General features: G+C 59.9%; 17 protein-coding genes and 1 tRNA gene. 6 read left to right on the top strand and 12 right to left on the bottom strand.

Annotated features, from left to right (window positions below; all coding sequences use genetic code 11):
* Positions 1-899 precede the first annotated feature (899 nt).
* The 11 genes from AC0J6G_RS12140 to AC0J6G_RS12090 form a co-directional block, all read right to left on the bottom strand.
* Entirely contained in the window at positions 900-1079 is a 180-nt protein-coding gene (locus tag AC0J6G_RS12140; protein ID WP_475248040.1) for a hypothetical protein, read from the bottom strand.
* 506 nt (positions 1080-1585) lie between these two features.
* Entirely contained in the window at positions 1586-2188 is a 603-nt protein-coding gene (locus AC0J6G_RS12135; protein WP_475248038.1) for a hypothetical protein, read from the bottom strand.
* The gene (locus tag AC0J6G_RS12130) at positions 2185-3912 is read right to left on the bottom strand and encodes a DUF3987 domain-containing protein (RefSeq protein WP_475248037.1); all 1728 of its coding nucleotides are present in this window, start codon (positions 3910-3912) and stop codon (positions 2185-2187) included. Before AC0J6G_RS12130 ends, AC0J6G_RS12135 begins: the two co-directional genes overlap by 4 nt.
* Positions 3913-4023: 111 nt before the next feature.
* A complete protein-coding gene (locus AC0J6G_RS12125; protein ID WP_475248035.1) occupies positions 4024-4353 on the bottom strand; it encodes a hypothetical protein in 330 nt (109 codons plus the stop codon).
* The gene (locus AC0J6G_RS12120; protein WP_475248033.1) at positions 4350-4643 is read right to left on the bottom strand and encodes a hypothetical protein; all 294 of its coding nucleotides are present in this window, start codon (positions 4641-4643) and stop codon (positions 4350-4352) included. Before AC0J6G_RS12120 ends, AC0J6G_RS12125 begins: the two co-directional genes overlap by 4 nt.
* Positions 4640-5107: a hypothetical protein gene (locus AC0J6G_RS12115; RefSeq protein WP_475253825.1), complete on the bottom strand. Its 468-nt coding sequence runs from the start codon at positions 5105-5107 to the stop codon at positions 4640-4642. Before AC0J6G_RS12115 ends, AC0J6G_RS12120 begins: the two co-directional genes overlap by 4 nt.
* On the bottom strand, positions 5104-5481 hold the full coding sequence (locus AC0J6G_RS12110) for a hypothetical protein (RefSeq protein ID WP_475248032.1): 378 nt from the start codon (positions 5479-5481) through the stop codon (positions 5104-5106). Before AC0J6G_RS12110 ends, AC0J6G_RS12115 begins: the two co-directional genes overlap by 4 nt.
* Positions 5482-5691, bottom strand: coding sequence for a helix-turn-helix transcriptional regulator (locus AC0J6G_RS12105; protein ID WP_475248030.1), 210 nt, complete (start codon positions 5689-5691; stop codon positions 5482-5484).
* 102 nt (positions 5692-5793) lie between these two features.
* Complete coding sequence (locus AC0J6G_RS12100; RefSeq protein ID WP_475248028.1) at positions 5794-6807, bottom strand: hypothetical protein; 1014 nt, start codon at positions 6805-6807, stop codon at positions 5794-5796.
* Positions 6808-7083: 276 nt separating this feature from the next.
* Positions 7084-8292 carry a tyrosine-type recombinase/integrase gene (locus tag AC0J6G_RS12095; protein WP_475248026.1) on the bottom strand — a complete coding sequence of 403 codons (1209 nt, stop codon included), beginning with the start codon at positions 8290-8292 and terminating at the stop codon, positions 7084-7086.
* A 207-nt stretch (positions 8293-8499) separates the two neighbouring features.
* A tRNA-Leu gene (locus AC0J6G_RS12090) sits at positions 8500-8584 on the bottom strand.
* Between the two features lie 113 nt (positions 8585-8697).
* Between AC0J6G_RS12090 and queA the strand changes: the two genes are divergently transcribed.
* The 6 genes from queA (at position 8698) to AC0J6G_RS12060 (ending at position 14750) form a co-directional block, all read left to right on the top strand.
* A complete protein-coding gene (queA, locus tag AC0J6G_RS12085; protein ID WP_475253722.1) occupies positions 8698-9747 on the top strand; it encodes a tRNA preQ1(34) S-adenosylmethionine ribosyltransferase-isomerase QueA in 1050 nt (349 codons plus the stop codon).
* A 14-nt stretch (positions 9748-9761) separates the two neighbouring features.
* On the top strand, positions 9762-10877 hold the full coding sequence (gene tgt, locus AC0J6G_RS12080; RefSeq protein ID WP_475253720.1) for a tRNA guanosine(34) transglycosylase Tgt: 1116 nt from the start codon (positions 9762-9764) through the stop codon (positions 10875-10877).
* Between the two features lie 39 nt (positions 10878-10916).
* On the top strand, positions 10917-11252 hold the full coding sequence (yajC, locus tag AC0J6G_RS12075) for a preprotein translocase subunit YajC (protein ID WP_090248652.1): 336 nt from the start codon (positions 10917-10919) through the stop codon (positions 11250-11252).
* 62 nt (positions 11253-11314) lie between these two features.
* Positions 11315-13183, top strand: a complete 1869-nt coding sequence (gene secD, locus AC0J6G_RS12070; protein ID WP_475248023.1) for a protein translocase subunit SecD — start codon at positions 11315-11317, stop codon at positions 13181-13183.
* 9 nt (positions 13184-13192) lie between these two features.
* Positions 13193-14098 carry a protein translocase subunit SecF gene (secF, locus tag AC0J6G_RS12065; protein ID WP_475248021.1) on the top strand — a complete coding sequence of 302 codons (906 nt, stop codon included), beginning with the start codon at positions 13193-13195 and terminating at the stop codon, positions 14096-14098.
* A gap of 124 nt (positions 14099-14222) precedes the next feature.
* Complete coding sequence (locus AC0J6G_RS12060) at positions 14223-14750, top strand: glycine zipper 2TM domain-containing protein (protein ID WP_475248019.1); 528 nt, start codon at positions 14223-14225, stop codon at positions 14748-14750.
* Positions 14751-14803: 53 nt separating this feature from the next.
* Here AC0J6G_RS12060 and suhB read toward each other — a convergent pair whose 3' ends face one another.
* Positions 14804-15619 carry a type III secretion system regulator SuhB gene (suhB, locus tag AC0J6G_RS12055; RefSeq protein WP_475248017.1) on the bottom strand — a complete coding sequence of 272 codons (816 nt, stop codon included), beginning with the start codon at positions 15617-15619 and terminating at the stop codon, positions 14804-14806.
* Positions 15620-15687 lie beyond the last annotated feature (68 nt).

Raw genomic sequence — 15687 nt, 5'->3', positions numbered from 1 at the left:
AGTTGATGACAGCCGCTACTCAACATGAGGGGCTGATACTGGTTGCAAAGAAGTGTGCGGCGTCGAGCAGGGGAGGCCATATGACTGAAGCGGCTGACGATTTTCAGCTATCTATGCAAACTCAGTGCGAAAACTTTACGCCAACTCTTTGGCTAATTCCAACTCCCGCTAGGGCCCGCCATTGCTGGCAGTGGGACGTTTTGCCTAGCCTCTCCCACGTGTACAGGGAGGCCAGTTAGATGACTGTTCAGGCGTGCTGTTGCTTTGTTTTAGGCAATAAAAAAGGCCTTGATAATCAAGGCCTTTCTCGAGATTTATGGTGCCCGGGGGAGACTCGAACCAAGCGCTACATGCCGCGTTTCTTATGGGGTGGCGTGCTGTGTGGTTTTCTATCTACTCACAAATCTACTCACTATTTTTTTTGTGCCTACCAAAACACGAATTTTGGGGAAGTAAGAAAAAGGTTCCCCCCGTCGTTCGGAGGCAGACAAAGCGCGGACTTTTTATCCTCCCCCTCCCTGGCTGCGAGCGGAGCGGTTTGGACGGGTTTTCGGTTCCGGTTATGCGTTGGGCTGCGGCCAGTGTTTGCGAAGCCTCCAGAGCCACCAGGAACCGGAAGCGGGCAACGCATGAATCACTCGTACATAGTCCGGCGGCGGGGCTCGAATTACCCTCAGGGGCCACCCCCTCCGGGAGTACCTTTTAGGTAGGGGTGTGGCGTGCTACACGGGTAGGCCGCCAAACCCAGTGGGTTAAGGCTGGGTTACTGATGGGTTAGCACTGGGTTTGGTGTGAGCTGGCAGGGCATGGTGGCCATGCTCTGTGCCTTCACCATGCCGTCGGGTGGGTGCGGGCTTTGGTGTAACTCTCGCTATGCGATGGCCTGAGTAATCAGGGGATCACGCGGGCGGCTTAGCTGGTGCCGTGCTGGTCTGGTCTGGTTGTACAGGGCCGGTGTCATCAACGGGGCGGCACCACTCAGGATGCAACAGACGGTAACGCCTCACGTCTTGGCGCGTGCGCTCCAGCAGCTCAGCCAGGGCGGCGGGGTCTAGTCGTGGTGGTGTGGTCTTGGTCATGCGTATGGCCTCCTTGCCTGCTCACTCAGCATAGCAATAGTGAGGCCGGGCGCCACTAGGCATGGGCCTTGGTGCCCGGTGTTGCTGGCGTCACTATGCAGTTAAGTTAACGGTTGGCTAACGCTGGGTTAACGTTAATCCAGCGTTAGCAGGCGCACGGCTGGGCATGTACAGGCGCGGCCTTGGGTTGGCTTTGTTGTCCGATTATCGGGCATCAATCCGGGGCGGGAACCTGATTTGCACGGGGTGCAGATGGTGCCAGCACCGGGCTTGCACTGTGCCCGACTGGTGCCAATGGCCGGGCTGTAATGATGGGAATACCCCGCCTTTTGCCCTATATACATCCTCTCCCCATGTATATGCAGGAAACGGCTATGGCCCACGGCTGGCGGGGCTTATGACTGTTTCGTGAATATGCAGGAAGAAGGGGTTATGGGTTTTATGGAGACGCCACCCCATAACTTTTGGACGTGGGCACTACACAAAAAGGGTAGTGCCCAGGCGGATCAGACCACGCGCAGCTCAGGGGGTAGCGGTGGACCGAACGGCGCACCAGGTGCGAACGGGTCCGGCAGCAGGTGGTCGGGGCAGGCGCGGATAAAGTCCATCATGGTCGCCTGGCAGGCCTGATAAAGCGGCCCGCCCGCGCCCAATCGGTTGCCGTACCCTGCGGCGCTGTCTTCCAAGCGAGCGATATACGCCAGCCCTTGCAGGCTCTCCCCGCCGTCCTCTCTGGCTTGCTCCCGGTGCGCTGGGTTGATGTTCAGCAGGTCGGCCAGCAGGTCAAAGCCAAGCGCGGCGGCGATCCCATCCCTGTCTTGAATGATGGCCTTACCGTAAGCGATCAGCACGCGGCGCAATGCTGCCAACATCTCGGCTTTATGGGCGCTGGCTTGCTGCTCCAGGTCATAGGCTGCCTTGGCCGTGAATGGCAGGTAGCGGCGCAGCTTGCGTGCCTGTCGATACATGGCGCGCCGCTCGGCCTGTATCTGTGCCTTTTGTTGGCAGATGTGGCGTAGGGCGCGGCGGGTGATGGTCAAGGCGTCGCGCTTGGTGGCGTCCGGCTTTTCGGCAACGGCTTCCAGCGTCATCAGTAGGTTTGCGCTCATTGGGCACGGCCTCCGTGTTTGTAATCCGGCGTTTTGCTTGCGACATGCGCGACAACCGCGACAACCCCCGTCATTGCTGGCTTTGAGGTTTGCGACAAGGTTGCGACACGTTGCGACAAATTCAGATCAACAGGGCTTTCGGTAGGTTTGTCGCAACTTGTCGCAAGGCTGTCGCAACTGCTCGAACCTTGCTTTGCGGGCTTTGTCGCGGTTGTCGCAAGTGGGTTGATGGTGAATTGCTTGCCGTCACTGGTCAGCAGTTGGTTGTGGTCAGCCAGCACGGTAAGCAAGGCGTCGCGGTGCTTGGCACTTTTGCGGGCGATGCTCGGCCCCTCGCGCTGAAGCCGGCGGGCGTCGAACGTTTGCCATTGCTTGGCTTGTAACCACTCCAGCAAAGCGGCGGCCTGTTGCAACTTAGGGTTTACCGCTTCGCTGTCGGTGTAGCGCGACCACTCAGCCAGGGAGTGACGCACCAGCACGGCGGCACGGCGTAGGCATTCGCCATCTATCTGCTGTTGCCCTTCAAAGCAGGCAAACACGGCAGCCAGTCGGCGCACCAGTTCACCAGCACGGCCAGCGAAGGGGCGCAGGTTGCCGAACCGGCCCAAGGCGGATTGCTCCCCCTCCACTTCGTTGTAGAACTCGAGCCATTCGGCGGCGGCTTCTGTGTCCAGCTCCAGCACCAGCGGCGAGACTTCCCCCGTCTGCGGGTCTACGGCTTGGGGTGTGGCGCTGATTGCTTCGCAGCGCGCCCAGTAGCGCTGCAAGCGTGGGTCTGCATACGCCTTGCGGCTCAATTGGTCGGCGGTTAAAAAGCGCGTACCCGCCAAGCTGGCAGGGCTGGCGAACAGGAAGCGGGGCAGGAAGCCCTGCCCGCGCAACAGTGGATCATCAAGCGCCGCGGCTACCGTCACGGCCTGAGCCAGCAGATGCACGCTCAGCCGGCGGTTATAGGCAAAGCCTGACCCCTCAGCGTTGCCGTGTGATCGGGTGCGCTCAAAGGTGCCGGTGTCGAACGCTTTAACCAGGCCGCCCAGTGTTGCTGCTCGCGTGTCTGCTTTGAGCGAAGCCCCGCCCAGCACTTGCCCGCCTTCGTCGGTGTCCCAGGACGCAGCAGACGCGCCCCGGATCATGTCGCCCGCGATGCGTTCAAAGGTGGCGTCGCTGTACTGCGTGCGTGGATCGAAGGGCAGCGGGTGTTCTGCATTGAACTGCTCAAGCGCCTTACCCTTCAAACCGCCGGCCATGCTGGTGATTTCATCGCAGGCTTTGCGGTGCTCGGTGCGGGCCTTTTCTTCGGCTTCGTCGGCAGTCTTGAACGCCAGACGCCGGCACTCGCTTTTGCGGTCACCTGAGTCGGCCAGCGTCAGCAGGAACATCGAGCAGGGCATGCCGCTTTGCCGGTGGATATGGGGCGCGTTAACGCGGGTCTGCGCCAGGTATACGCCGGCCCCGATTACGCATTGGCCAGCCAGCGCCAGCGGTGCCTGTACATGCTCGGCAATGGCTTGGGCTGCGTCACGCATAAGCGGCGGCAGTGCCTCCAGGGGGTAAGGCTCAGGTGCTTGTAGATCGGGTAGAAGTGGGCGCGGCTCAGGCGCCAGGGTGCTCCCCCACGCCTCAAGCTGGCGCCGGTTTGCCTCACTCTCTGCGATCAATGCCTGTGCGTGTTCGTCGCTGCGGATCACGTCGGCCAAGTCGGGGTTTTTCTCAAGAATGCTCATTGCACACCCCCGGCCTGTGCTTTGCTGCTGGGTGCGCAGGGCGCTTGATTGGCTTTATTTGGGCAAGCCGAACCCGTCGGCGCACTTGCGCCGTTTTTGATGTGCATGGGGTTACTCCTTGGCCGTCGGGGTGGCGTGCGGCCAGAAACCGGAAGCGCTCAGGAAGGCGCGGCCAGGTTGCTCAGAATCGCGGGCCTCGATCACCAGTCGCTTGATGGTGTCCGTCTGCTGCTCGGCATCGGGGCGTTTGCTGGGTGGCAGGTCGATACGCACGATGCTTACCAGGGCAGCGGGCATGGCGTCACGGACCATGCCGGCCAGCTCGAGGGCAAGGCCGCCCAAGGTCAGCGCGGGCAGTTCGCGGCGGCGTCCGTCGCTGGGGTGGCAGACGGTGACGACGTGGCCGCGGGTCAGGGCTTGGTGTTGGCTTCGGCAGCTCATACGGCACCCCCGGGTTGTTCTTGTGCGTAGTCGAGTTGGGCGGTCAGTTCGCTGGCTTGCTCTGCCAGATGCTCGCGCCAGTCTGAGGCGGCATTAAGCCCCAAGTCTGAAAGGTGCCGGGTATCAAGTAGCCCGCTGCGGATGCCGTCGCTCATATCCGCAAAAGCAGCAGGGTATGCCTTGCGGATAGCTCGAAGGGTGGCGGCCGGCATATCCAGTTGCTCACAGGTCGCTGTAAGTAGGTCGATTGCATCGCTTGCCACGGTAGCAATAGCAGGTGCTTTGCTCATACGGCACCCCCGGCTGCTTCCAGGGCGCGGGCCTTGGCCATGTGGCTGTTGTAGCGGGCAAGGCGAACAGAAAGAGACGAATCAGCGCGCAGGGCGGCAAGGGCCATTGCCTTGTAGGCATCGGCGTGACTGCTGGGTGTGGACGGATTGCGGGCGTGTTTCATGGGTACGGCTCCGTGTGTTTTGGAGCTGCCACGGATCGTCGCCAAACGATTTAGGGTGGCAGCTGTACGCAGGTTGGCGAACCGGGACACACGGAACCCGGCATACCCGAAGGTATCCCACGCACAGCCGCCATAACTCGAAGCGCCAGGCACAAAAAAAGCGCCTGCTTTCGGATGGTGGGCGCTTGTGCGCCGTGTGGTGTTCGAGTCGCCAAACCCGGTCACTGAATTTGCAGTGACAGCCACAAGATAGCGGCGGCGGGTGCGCTTGGCAATGGTCGGGATGTTTTGCGCGCTCATGCTGCGGCCTTCTGCGCCTTGGCGCGGCGGGTAAACATCATGGCCAGCACCTTGTCTGCCTGCTCATGCTGACTTGCTGGCAGGCGGTACCGGGTTACGCCGCACGGGTCGCCCCAGTGGTTGGCGGCCTTTTCCGGTATGTGCTCGAAGGTCAGCCCGTGGTTGCTTTCCAGGGCTGGGATAGTCGAGTTGAGGCAGGTGTCACCGACTTTGCGGGCTGCCTCAAAGCGGTTAAGCGTGTCGAAGTGGCGCAGGTACACCAGGACGCGGGCAATCTTGCTGGGTGCCGCGCGCAGCAGTTCGGCGGGGCAGGTGATATTCTGGCCGTGCGACGGGCTGGCTTCTGCATGTATTGGGAGGCTGGCCTTTTTCATTTAGGCCGCCTTGCGCTGGGCGACCAGCGCGTCACACCAGGCCAGCACATCGGCCTCGATCCAGGCGACCGACTTAGGGCCAAGGGTTACTTGAGCGGGGAAGGTGCCCGCAGCAATACGCCGGTAAATCTCGGACGTGGAAAGGGTGGTCAGGGTTTTAACTTCGGCCAGCTTGATAAAGCGGCGCGGGGTGTTGGTGGTTGCTGCCATGGTCGTGTGCCTCTCGGGCTTTGTTGAACACGATTGGCATTGAATAGGCCGGCGCTCCGTTTTAGTCCTAGTAGGGTCAGGCAAAACCCTAATAGGGTTGCGTTATTCCTTCTGGTCCTGAGCAAAGCGTGTAGCGGCGGCCTCTAGTTTTTTGGCTATCAGGCCTTTGCCGGTGGGCACTTTCGCCCCGATGGTGTCGGCGTATCTTAGGATCAAATCCGCGTCGGCATATGGCTTCTCTAGTCGATACCCGGCCTCGCGTGCCAGCGCATACACCAAACGCTCGAAGCTGGCGCGCTCTCTTGAATCTAGGGGCTTTTTTGTCGTATCGGCGTGCGGCCTGAATATCTGTGCAACCTCGGTCAATTGTTGGCTTAGTGCTGGCAAAGCTCTAATCGCTTGCTCAAGTGTTGTCTCTGCTTTTGCTGTCTTTGCTTCTGCAATCTCTAGCGCTTCGGTCAGCTCGCGGCGAGCTTCGTCGCCAAGCGTGCGGGCGCGCCGCTCCTCGGAGAAGTCCCTAGTTATTTGCTCTATCGCCACCATGTGCTGCTGGTTTTGGTGCTCCAGCGCTTGAATTTTAGCCCCGCGCTTGGCGCTCTCCTGCTCTGCCAATAAGGCGCGCTGCTCGGATGCCTCTAGCTGTTCTGCTGTGCTTTGTTCGCCTGCCTGGCGCTGCTGGGCTTGGTGTAGTGCAAGGCATTCAGGGTCGCTGCCCGACTTGGGAGGCTGGTACTGGGCGGCTGCTTGCGCTCCACCAGTCGGGCGCGGTGCGGGGTGCATTTGTTGCATGCCGGCTGCCGTGCGGGCGCGGGCCTCTGTCTCGATTTCAAGCCGACCTATCCAAGACTTGTCGAAGTACACCGCGCTAGCCCGGGCGCTGCCTACGGTGGTTTCTACCGTGCTTGGCTGTTCCCCGGCGCTGTAGCGCTCAAAGTAAGTCGCCAAGGTGCCAATGGTCAGCGCGCCTGGGCCGGTGGCGCTATCGAATAGGGTAACGGCCACCGCGTGGCTTCCCAGGGGCTGCGCCTCCGGGCCGGTGGTGCGCAGCAGGGCGGCAAGTTCGCGGGCCAAAAAGCGGGGATTAAGCACGCTCGTGGATGACCAGGTATCAATCACTTGATCTAGGCGAGGGCTGCCAAATGGTGGGGGCTGGTTTGGCAATGTAGCCATTCCTGTTTGTGCATACAGTGGTAGTTGTTGGGCGGATGTTAACAGCGTTTGGCGGGGATGCTAGGGCCAGTAGGGCACGGCCTGGCAATTAATGTGGGGCGCTAGCTGCGAGGTGTGTAGCGGGTTTTGATGCTTGGCCTGTGGCTTGCCTTCACCATGCCGGCGGGTGGGTGAACGGCAGGGTGAGTGCCGTTTGCATGCACGCTGATTAGCCAAAAGGCGTTAAGCCTTGCGCTTGATGCTCACTACGTTGGCCCCAGCGCACAGGGCGTCTATCGAATCGGCCCACGCTTGCATCATCTCCCGGCGTTGCTCCAGGTAGGTGGCGTGGTTGTAGGTGTCGCGTATTTCGTCGTCATCACCGTGGGCAAGCTGGCGCTCGATCCAATCCCGGTTATAGCCACGCCCATTAAGTTCGGTGCTCAGCAGGTGGCGGAAGCCGTGGCCGGTTTGCCTGCCTTTGTAGCCGGCGTCAGCCAATGCCTTGTTGATGGTGTTCTCACTCATTGGGCGGCTGGTGTTGTTGCGCCCGGCAAATACCAAGGCATAACCCCCGGTGACTTCTTGAAGCTGGCGCAGGATGGCAACGGCCTGACGTGGCAGTGGCACCGAGTGGTCGCGGCGGGCTTTCATCCGTTCTTTCGGGATTGTCCAGGTAGCGGCGTCTAGATTGAACTCGGCCCAAGGCGCGGCGCGCAATTCGCCAGGGCGCACGGCCGTCAGCACCAGCAGGCGGATGGCTTGCCTTGTAAGTGTGTTGATTTTGGCTGCTTCGATTTTGCCCAGCAGTTCAGGCAGTTCGGCAAAGGTGATGTGCGGGTGGTGGCGCGTTGCTGGGGCGTGCGCTGCGATCACGTCCAGGTCGGTTGCGGGGTTGGCTTCTACTGCCCCCTGTGCCAGGCCAAAGCGGAAAATCTGGCTTAGCCACTGGCGGGTTTTCTTGGCGACGTTGTGCGCGCCCCGTGATTCGATCTTGCGAATAAGTGCGACCAGCTCAGGGCGGGTAATCGCTTGGGCGGGTCGATGGCCTAGGGCGGGCAGCAAATCCGACTCTAGGTAGGCTGCCACTTTATCGGCGGTAGATTTTGCCCAGCGTGGCGAGCGGTAAGCGTGCCACTCACGCGCCAGTTCCTCGAATGTCTGCGCCTCAAGTGCTTGCGCCTGTTTAGTGGCTTGGCGTTCTGCGCCTGGGTCGGTGCCTTCGTCGAGCAGTAAGCGGGCGTCATCACGCTTGCGGCGGGCTGCGGCCAAAGGCACGGCAGGGTAGGCGCCCAAGGAAAGCATTTTAGCTTTGCCGTTGAAGCGGTAGCGGTAGCGCCACAGCTTGGAGCCGGTTGGGGCGACCTCTAAGCACAGGCCGTTGCTGTCGGCTAAGCGATACAGCTTGTCCTTGGGCTTGGCTGTTTTGATTGCGGAATCGGTCAGCGGCATGGAGCCCCCGTTTGAGCCATGCCGGGCGGCGTTTGGCAGCTCAGGTGTGAGTAGATTTATGGGCCAAACTCGATCTACTCACAAATCTACTCACAATCCAGTGGGCTTACAAGGTAACGGTAGGGAGCTGCGGGCAATAAAAAACCGGCTCAAGTGGCCGGTTCTCTAAGGTTTCAGGTCGTTTCGGTACGTCCTGAGATGTTTGTATGGTGCCCCGGGGGAGACTCGAACTCCCACTTCTTTCGAAAACGGATTTTGAATCCGCCGCGTCTACCGGTTCCGCCACCGGGGCACAATGGCGGCGAAGTATAGGGATGGTATTGGCGTTGGTCAATGCTCTTGCGTGTTCAGATTGCACTATTTCCGGTAAGCTTTGCCGCCCTCCTAGACGACCTCACTCTGACCATGCGTGTTGCCGATTTCAATTTCGAGCTGCCAGACGCTCTGATTGCCCGCCACCCTCTTGCCGAACGCCGTGCCAGCCGTCTGCTGGCGCTCGATGGGCCGACGGGTGAGCTGGCGCATAAACAGTTCAGTGATCTGCTGGATTACCTGCGTCCGGGCGACTTGATGGTGTTCAACAATACGCGGGTGATTCCAGCGCGGCTGTTCGGCCAGAAGGCTTCGGGCGGCAAGCTGGAAATTCTGGTCGAGCGCGTGCTGGACGCGCACCGCGTGCTGGCCCATGTGCGTTCGAGTAAGTCGCCCAAGCCGGGTTCGAGCATCCTGATTGACGGCGGTGGCGAGGCCGAGATGGTTGCACGCCGCGATGCATTGTTCGAACTGCGGTTTAACGAAGAAGTGTTGCCGCTGCTGGAGCGCGTTGGGCATATGCCGTTGCCGCCCTATATTGATCGGCCGGATGAGCAGGCTGATCGCGAGCGTTATCAAACGGTGTATGCCGACCGTGCCGGCGCGGTGGCTGCGCCCACGGCTGGACTGCATTTTGATCAGCAGTTGCTCGCGGCAATTACCGAGAAAGGTGTTGAGCAGGCGTTCGTGACCCTGCATGTCGGCGCTGGCACCTTTCAGCCGGTACGGGTCGAGCGCATTGAAGATCACCACATGCACAGCGAATGGCTGGAGGTCAGTCAGGACGTAGTGGATGCAGTGGCTGCTTGCCATGCCCGGGGCGGCCGAGTGATTGCCGTCGGTACCACCAGCGTGCGTTCGCTGGAAAGCGCGGCACGTGATGGCGTGCTTAAAGCCTTCAGCGGTGATACCGACATCTTTATCTACCCCGGCCGACCGCTGCATGTGGTCGATGCGCTGGTGACCAATTTCCATTTGCCGGAATCGACTTTGCTGATGCTAGTGTCGGCGTTTGCCGGTTACCCGGAAACCATGGCGGCCTATCAGGCGGCGATTGCCGGCCAGTATCGTTTTTTCAGTTACGGTGATGCCATGTTTATCACCCGCAACCCCGCACCGCGCGGGCCAGAGGAACAGCTATGACGCGCACGTGCCGCATGTCTTTCGAATTGTTGGCGACCGAGGGCAAGGCGCGCCGTGGTCGGCTGACCTTCCCCCGTGGCGTGGTGGAAACCCCGGCGTTTATGCCAGTGGGCACTTATGGCACGGTCAAGGGCATGCTGCCGCGTGATATTGAGGCGATTGGTGCGCAGATCATCCTCGGCAACACCTTTCACCTGTGGCTGCGTCCCGGTACCGAAGTGATCAAGAAACACGGCGACCTGCATGATTTTATGCAGTGGCAGGGGCCGATTCTTACCGACTCCGGCGGTTTCCAGGTGTTCAGTCTGGGGGCGATGCGCAAGATCAAGGAGGAGGGCGTGTACTTCGCCTCGCCGGTCGATGGCGCCAAGGTGTTTATGGGGCCGGAAGAGTCGATGCAGGTGCAGCGCGACCTGGGTTCCGACATCGTGATGATTTTTGACGAGTGCACGCCCTATCCAGCCGAGTTCGATGTGGCCAAACGCTCGATGGAGTTGTCGCTGCGCTGGGCCAAACGCTCTAAAGAGGCCCATGGTGACAGCACGGCGGCGCTGTTCGGTATCGTCCAGGGCGGCATGCATGAGGAATTGCGCAAAGTTTCTCTGGATGGGTTGGAGCAGATCGGTTTTGACGGTTATGCCATTGGCGGCCTGTCGGTCGGCGAGCCGAAAGACGAGATGATCAAGGTGCTCGATTACCTGCCAGCCCAGCTGCCGGCCGATAAGCCGCGTTACCTGATGGGCGTGGGCAAGCCGGAAGACCTGGTTGAAGGCGTGCGCCGTGGTGTGGACATGTTTGACTGCGTGATGCCGACGCGCAACGCGCGCAACGGCCACCTGTTTGTCGACACCGGTGTACTGAAAATCCGCAATGCCTTCCATAAGCACGACGATTCGCCGCTGGACTCGACCTGCGACTGTTACACCTGCAAACATTTCTCCCGTGCCTATCTGCATCATCTGGATAAATGTGGCGAAATGCTGGGTAGCATGCTCAATACAATCCACAACTTACGGCACTATCAGGTGCTTATGGCTGGTTTGCGCGAGGCTATTCAACAGGGTACATTGGCCGCCTTTGTCGATGCCTTCTATGCCAAGCGCGGGCTACCAACGCCGCCTCTGGATTGATCCCCAACTGTTTAAAGACCCTTGTTACAGGAGTGTTACATGAGCTTTTTTATCCCCGCTGCTTTCGCTGAAGGCGCCGCACCGGCTGCCGGTCCTGCTGGTAGTGGCTTTGAATGGGTGTTTCTGGTCGGCTTTCTGGTCATCTTCTATCTGATGATCTGGCGCCCACAGGCCAAGCGTGCCAAAGAGCACAAGGGCCTGATCAGCGGCCTGCAGAAAGGTGATGAAGTGGTAACCAGCGGCGGTATCGCCGGCAAGGTGTCGAAGGTTTCCGATGACTTCGTGGTAATCGAAGTGTCCGACACCGTCGAGCTGAAGATTCAGAAAGTGGCGATTGCCGCCTCGCTGCCTAAGGGCACGCTGAAAGCGATCTAAGCAACACACCTTTACCATTCGACGGGGCGCTTAATGCGCCCCGCGTCATAACGGGCGGCGTCATGCTCAACAAATTTCCCCTCTGGAAGTACCTGCTGATTCTGGCTGTGCTGGCAATCGGCTTCCTTTATTCCGCGCCCAATCTGTACCCGGATGATCCGGCGATCCAGATCAGTGGCAACAGCTCCGCCATGCGCGTTGAGCAGGCCGATCTGGACCGCGCCAGCCGCGCGCTGGAAGCGGCCGGTATTAGCGTCAAAGCCGTCAGCCTGGCCAATCAGGGCCGTGCCGGCTTGCTGCGTTTGAACAGCGCTGAAGACCAGCTACCCGCCAAAGAGCTGGTACGCAAGGCCTTGAGTGATGAGTTTGTGGTGGCCTTGAACCTGGCGCAAACCACGCCAGATTGGCTGCGCAACTTGGGCGGTAGCCCAATGAAGCTCGGCCTGGACTTGTCCGGTGGCGTGCACTTCCTGATGGAAGTGGACATGGACAAGGCCCTGGATGCGCGGCGCAAGGTTTACGAAGGCGAGGTCAAGAGCCTGCTGCGTAAAGAGCGCGTGCGTTATCGCAGCCTGCCTGAGCAAGAAGGTGCCATTCAGCTGGGTTTTGCCGATGAAGCAACGCTGGAGAAGGCGCAGCAGCTGATTCGTAAAGACTTCACCGATTTCGACATGACCACCGTGCAGCGTGGTGAGCAGCAAGTGCTGCGTCTGGCGCTGACGCAGGCCAAGCTGGTTGAGATTCGCGAATACTCGATCAAGCAAAACCTGACCACCGTGCGTAACCGGGTCAACGAGCTGGGCGTGGCCGAGCCGCTGGTTCAGCGTCAGGGTGCTAACCGCATCGTGGTTGAGCTGCCGGGCGTGCAGGACACCGCCGAGGCTAAGCGTATTCTCGGCAAAACAGCCAACCTGGAATTCCGCCTGGCTGCTGAGCCAGATGCACCCAGGGGCGCGACTGAAAGCTTTGAGTTTCGTCAGGAGGGCCGCCCGCCGGTTCAGCTGGAGCGTGAGCTGATCATCACCGGTGATCAGGTGACCGATGCGCAGGCTAGCTTCGACGAGAACGGCAGCCCGCAGGTCAACATCCGCCTGGACGGCCGTGGTGGCGACCTGATGAGCCGTGCGACCCGCAACAACGTCGGGCGCAGCATGGCGGTGATTTTTATCGAGCAGAAGCCGGTTTCCCGCTACGTGCGTCAGGTGGTCGATGGCGTCGAGAAGGAAGTCGAGCTGCAGACCTTCATCGAAGAGAAGAAGATCATCAGCCTGGCCACTATTCAGTCGCCGCTGGGGAGTCAGTTCCGCATCACCGGCCTGGATGGCCAGGGCGAATCGTCTGAATTGGCCTTGTTGCTGCGTGCCGGTGGCTTGGCTGCGCCGATGTACTTCGCTGAAGAACGCACCATTGGCCCGAGCCTGGGTGCTGACAACATTGCCAAGGGCATCAGTGCGTCGCTGTGGGCGATGCTGTTCGTCTCGCTGTTTATCATCGCCATTTACCGTTTCTTCGGTGTGCTGGCGACCATTGCGCTGGGTCTGAACATGGTGCTGTTACTGGCGCTGATGTCGCTGCTCAGTGCCACGCTGACCCTGCCGGGTATTGCCGGTATCGTGCTGACCATGGGTATGGCGGTAGACGCCAACGTGCTAATTTTCTCGCGTATTCGCGAAGAGATCGCCAATGGCATGTCGATTCAGCGGGCCATTCATGAGGGCTTCGATCGGGCTTACTCGGCGATCGTCGATGCCAACCTGACCACGTTGCTGGTCGGTGGCATCCTGTTTGCCATGGGGACTGGGCCGGTGAAGGGCTTCGCGGTGACCTTGTCGCTGGGCATCATCACGTCGATGTTTACCGCCATTCTGGTGACGCGTTGCATGGTCAACCTGACTTGCGGCGGGCGTGACTTCAAGAAGTTGTGGATTTAAGGGGCTGTGATGAATCGTACGATCAACTTCATGGGGGTGCGCAATATTGCGTTCGCCTTCACCCTGCTGCTGACGGTCTTGGCGCTGGTTAGCCTGTTTACCAAAGGGCTCAATCTGGGGCTGGATTTTACCGGCGGTACGCAAATTGAGCTGAGTTACGAGCAGGCGGCCGACCTCGGTAAAATCCGTGAGCAGCTGGCCGGCGCCGGTTATGCCGACGCTGTGGTGCAGAGCTTTGGTGCGACCACCGATGTGGTGGTGCGCATGCAGGGCGATGATCCGGAGCTGGGCAATAAAGTAGCTGCTGCGCTGCGTCAAACCGGCGAGCAGCTCGAAGTGAAAAAAGTCGAGTTCGTCGGTCCGCAGGTGGGTGAGGAGCTGCGCGATCAGGGTGGGCTTGGCCTGCTGCTGGCCCTCGGCGGCGTGATGCTCTACCTGGCCTTCCGCTTCCAGTGGAAGTTCGGCGTGGGTGCAATCGTCTCGCTGATCCACGACGTGATTGTCACCTTGGGTATTCTCTCGTTCTTCCAGATCACCTTCGACCTGACTGTGATGGCGGCGTTGCTGGCGATTATCGGCTACTCGTTGAACGACACCATTGTGGTATTCGACCGGGTGCGCGAGAACTTCCGCGTGCTGCGTAAGGCGACGTTGATCGACAACATCAACATTTCCACCACGCAAACACTGTTGCGCACCATGGCCACCTCGATCTCTACCTTGTTGGCGATTGCTGCGCTGCTGTTGTTTGCTGGCGACAACCTGTTTGCCTTCTCGGTGGCGTTGTTCGTCGGCGTGAGCGCGGGCACCTACTCGTCGATCTATATCGCCAACGTGGTGCTGGTGTGGCTGGATCTGACGGTCGATGACCTGATTCCGCCGGTTGTGGCCGAAGAGGTTGATGATCGCCCCTAACCTGTGCGCTTCATCGCAAATAGTTAAGTGAGCCGGGCTCGTTTTGAACTTGCCCGGCTTTTTTGTGTTCTAAATCATGAATTAAGGCGCGCTGCGCGCTGAGTAGTGGTTCGAGGAGTTTGGTATGAATAAGTCTTTATTAGTCGGTGCAGTATTGGGCGCAGTGGGTGTCACGGCCGGTGGGGCGGTGGCTACTTATAATGTCGTTACAGCGCCGAAATACGCTGAGGTGCTGGCTGTGAAGCCGGTTAATCAAACCATCAAGACCCCGCGTGAAGTGTGCAAGGACGTGGCTGTGACCCGTCAGGCGCCGGTCAAGGATCAGCATCAGATTGCGGGTACGGCGATTGGTGCGGTGGTTGGCGGCTTGCTGGGTAATCAGGTCGGTGGCGGTAACGGCAAGAAGCTGGCGACAGTCGCCGGTGCTGTTGGCGGTGGTTATGCCGGCAACAAGGCGCAAGAGCATTTGCAGAATCGTGATACTTACACCACCACCGAAACGCGCTGCAGTACGGTGATGGACACCAGCGAGAAGCTGGTGGGGTATGACGTCAAATACGAGCTGGACGGTAAGGTGGGCCAGGTGCGTATGGCCAATGATCCAGGTCAGCGCATTCCCGTGCGTGATGGCCAGCTGGTATTGGTTGAGTAAGTAGTCAGGCAATAAAAAAGCGCCCGAGGGCGCTTTTTTATTGCCTGACCTATTTAGCGCTTCAATGAAGCCGATAGGTGTGGCTGGATGGCCGTCAGTACGGCCTTGAAGCACTTGGTGTTGCCGGCGACGATCTGGCCTTTTTCAAGGAATTCGTGGCTGCCGCTGAAGTCACTGACCAAGCCGCCTGCTTCCTGAATCAGCAGGGCGCCAGCGGCCATGTCCCACTCGGACAGGCCAAACTCCCAGAATGCATCGAAGCGGCCGGTGGCAACGTAGGCCAGGTCTAAGCTTGCTGCTCCGCCGTGGCGCAGACCAGCAGCCTGGCCAACTAAGCTGCGGAACATGCCGATGTAGTTGTCGAGGTTGTCTGTCTGGTTCTCGCTGAACGGGAAGCCGGTGCCGAGCAGGGCGCCTTCCAGGCTCTTGCGATTGCCGACGCGCATACGGCGACCATTCAGTGCAGCGCCACGGCCGCGGCTGGTGGTGAATTCTTCCTGGCGAACCGGGTCGATGACCACTGCATGTTCAAGGCGGCCGCGGTATTTGCAGGCGATGCTCACGGCGTAATGTGGGATGCCGCGAATAAAGTTAGCGCTGCCATCCAGTGCGTCGATGATCCACACATAGTCGGCGCCTTCGCCGCTGCCTGCGCTCAGGCCGCTTTCCTTGCCGAAGATGCCGTGAGTCGGGTAGGCCTTGCGCAGTGCTTGGATAATCAGCTGCTCGGCGGAGCGATTAAGCTCGGTCACATAATCCTTGGCTTCTTTCTCGTCGACCGAGATGACGTCCAAGCGTTCGGTCGAGCGGAAGATCATTTCGCCGGCGCTACGGGCTGCGCGCAGCGCGATATTCAGCATGGGCTGCATGGATGTTCACCTGGGTCGTTAAAGAAAGCCGGCCATTCTAGCAGAAAAGCCCGGCGGTTGAAGTGCAA

It is taken from the genome of Pseudomonas sp. TS_SC_3 (assembly GCF_056156225.1).
The sequence above is the reverse complement of the archived record's forward strand: the minus strand, read 5'-3'. Positions and strand labels throughout refer to the sequence as shown.

Bases quoted from the DNA above. Each gene is read 5' to 3' on its own strand.
- AC0J6G_RS12140 (WP_475248040.1), bottom strand. From the start codon at position 1,079: ATGACCAAGACCACACCACCACGACTAGACCCCGCCGCCCTGGCTGAG.
- AC0J6G_RS12135 (WP_475248038.1), bottom strand. From the start codon at position 2,188: ATGAGCGCAAACCTACTGATGACGCTGGAAGCCGTTGCCGAAAAGCCG.
- AC0J6G_RS12130 (WP_475248037.1), bottom strand. From the start codon at position 3,912: ATGAGCATTCTTGAGAAAAACCCCGACTTGGCCGACGTGATCCGCAGC.
- AC0J6G_RS12125 (WP_475248035.1), bottom strand. From the start codon at position 4,353: ATGAGCTGCCGAAGCCAACACCAAGCCCTGACCCGCGGCCACGTCGTC.
- AC0J6G_RS12120 (WP_475248033.1), bottom strand. From the start codon at position 4,643: ATGAGCAAAGCACCTGCTATTGCTACCGTGGCAAGCGATGCAATCGAC.
- AC0J6G_RS12115 (WP_475253825.1), bottom strand. From the start codon at position 5,107: ATGAGCGCGCAAAACATCCCGACCATTGCCAAGCGCACCCGCCGCCGC.
- AC0J6G_RS12110 (WP_475248032.1), bottom strand. From the start codon at position 5,481: ATGAAAAAGGCCAGCCTCCCAATACATGCAGAAGCCAGCCCGTCGCAC.
- AC0J6G_RS12105 (WP_475248030.1), bottom strand. From the start codon at position 5,691: ATGGCAGCAACCACCAACACCCCGCGCCGCTTTATCAAGCTGGCCGAA.
- AC0J6G_RS12095 (WP_475248026.1), bottom strand. From the start codon at position 8,292: ATGCCGCTGACCGATTCCGCAATCAAAACAGCCAAGCCCAAGGACAAG.
- queA (WP_475253722.1), top strand. From the start codon at position 8,698: ATGCGTGTTGCCGATTTCAATTTCGAGCTGCCAGACGCTCTGATTGCC.
- tgt (WP_475253720.1), top strand. From the start codon at position 9,762: ATGTCTTTCGAATTGTTGGCGACCGAGGGCAAGGCGCGCCGTGGTCGG.
- yajC (WP_090248652.1), top strand. From the start codon at position 10,917: ATGAGCTTTTTTATCCCCGCTGCTTTCGCTGAAGGCGCCGCACCGGCT.
- secD (WP_475248023.1), top strand. From the start codon at position 11,315: ATGCTCAACAAATTTCCCCTCTGGAAGTACCTGCTGATTCTGGCTGTG.
- secF (WP_475248021.1), top strand. From the start codon at position 13,193: ATGAATCGTACGATCAACTTCATGGGGGTGCGCAATATTGCGTTCGCC.
- AC0J6G_RS12060 (WP_475248019.1), top strand. From the start codon at position 14,223: ATGAATAAGTCTTTATTAGTCGGTGCAGTATTGGGCGCAGTGGGTGTC.
- suhB (WP_475248017.1), bottom strand. From the start codon at position 15,619: ATGCAGCCCATGCTGAATATCGCGCTGCGCGCAGCCCGTAGCGCCGGC.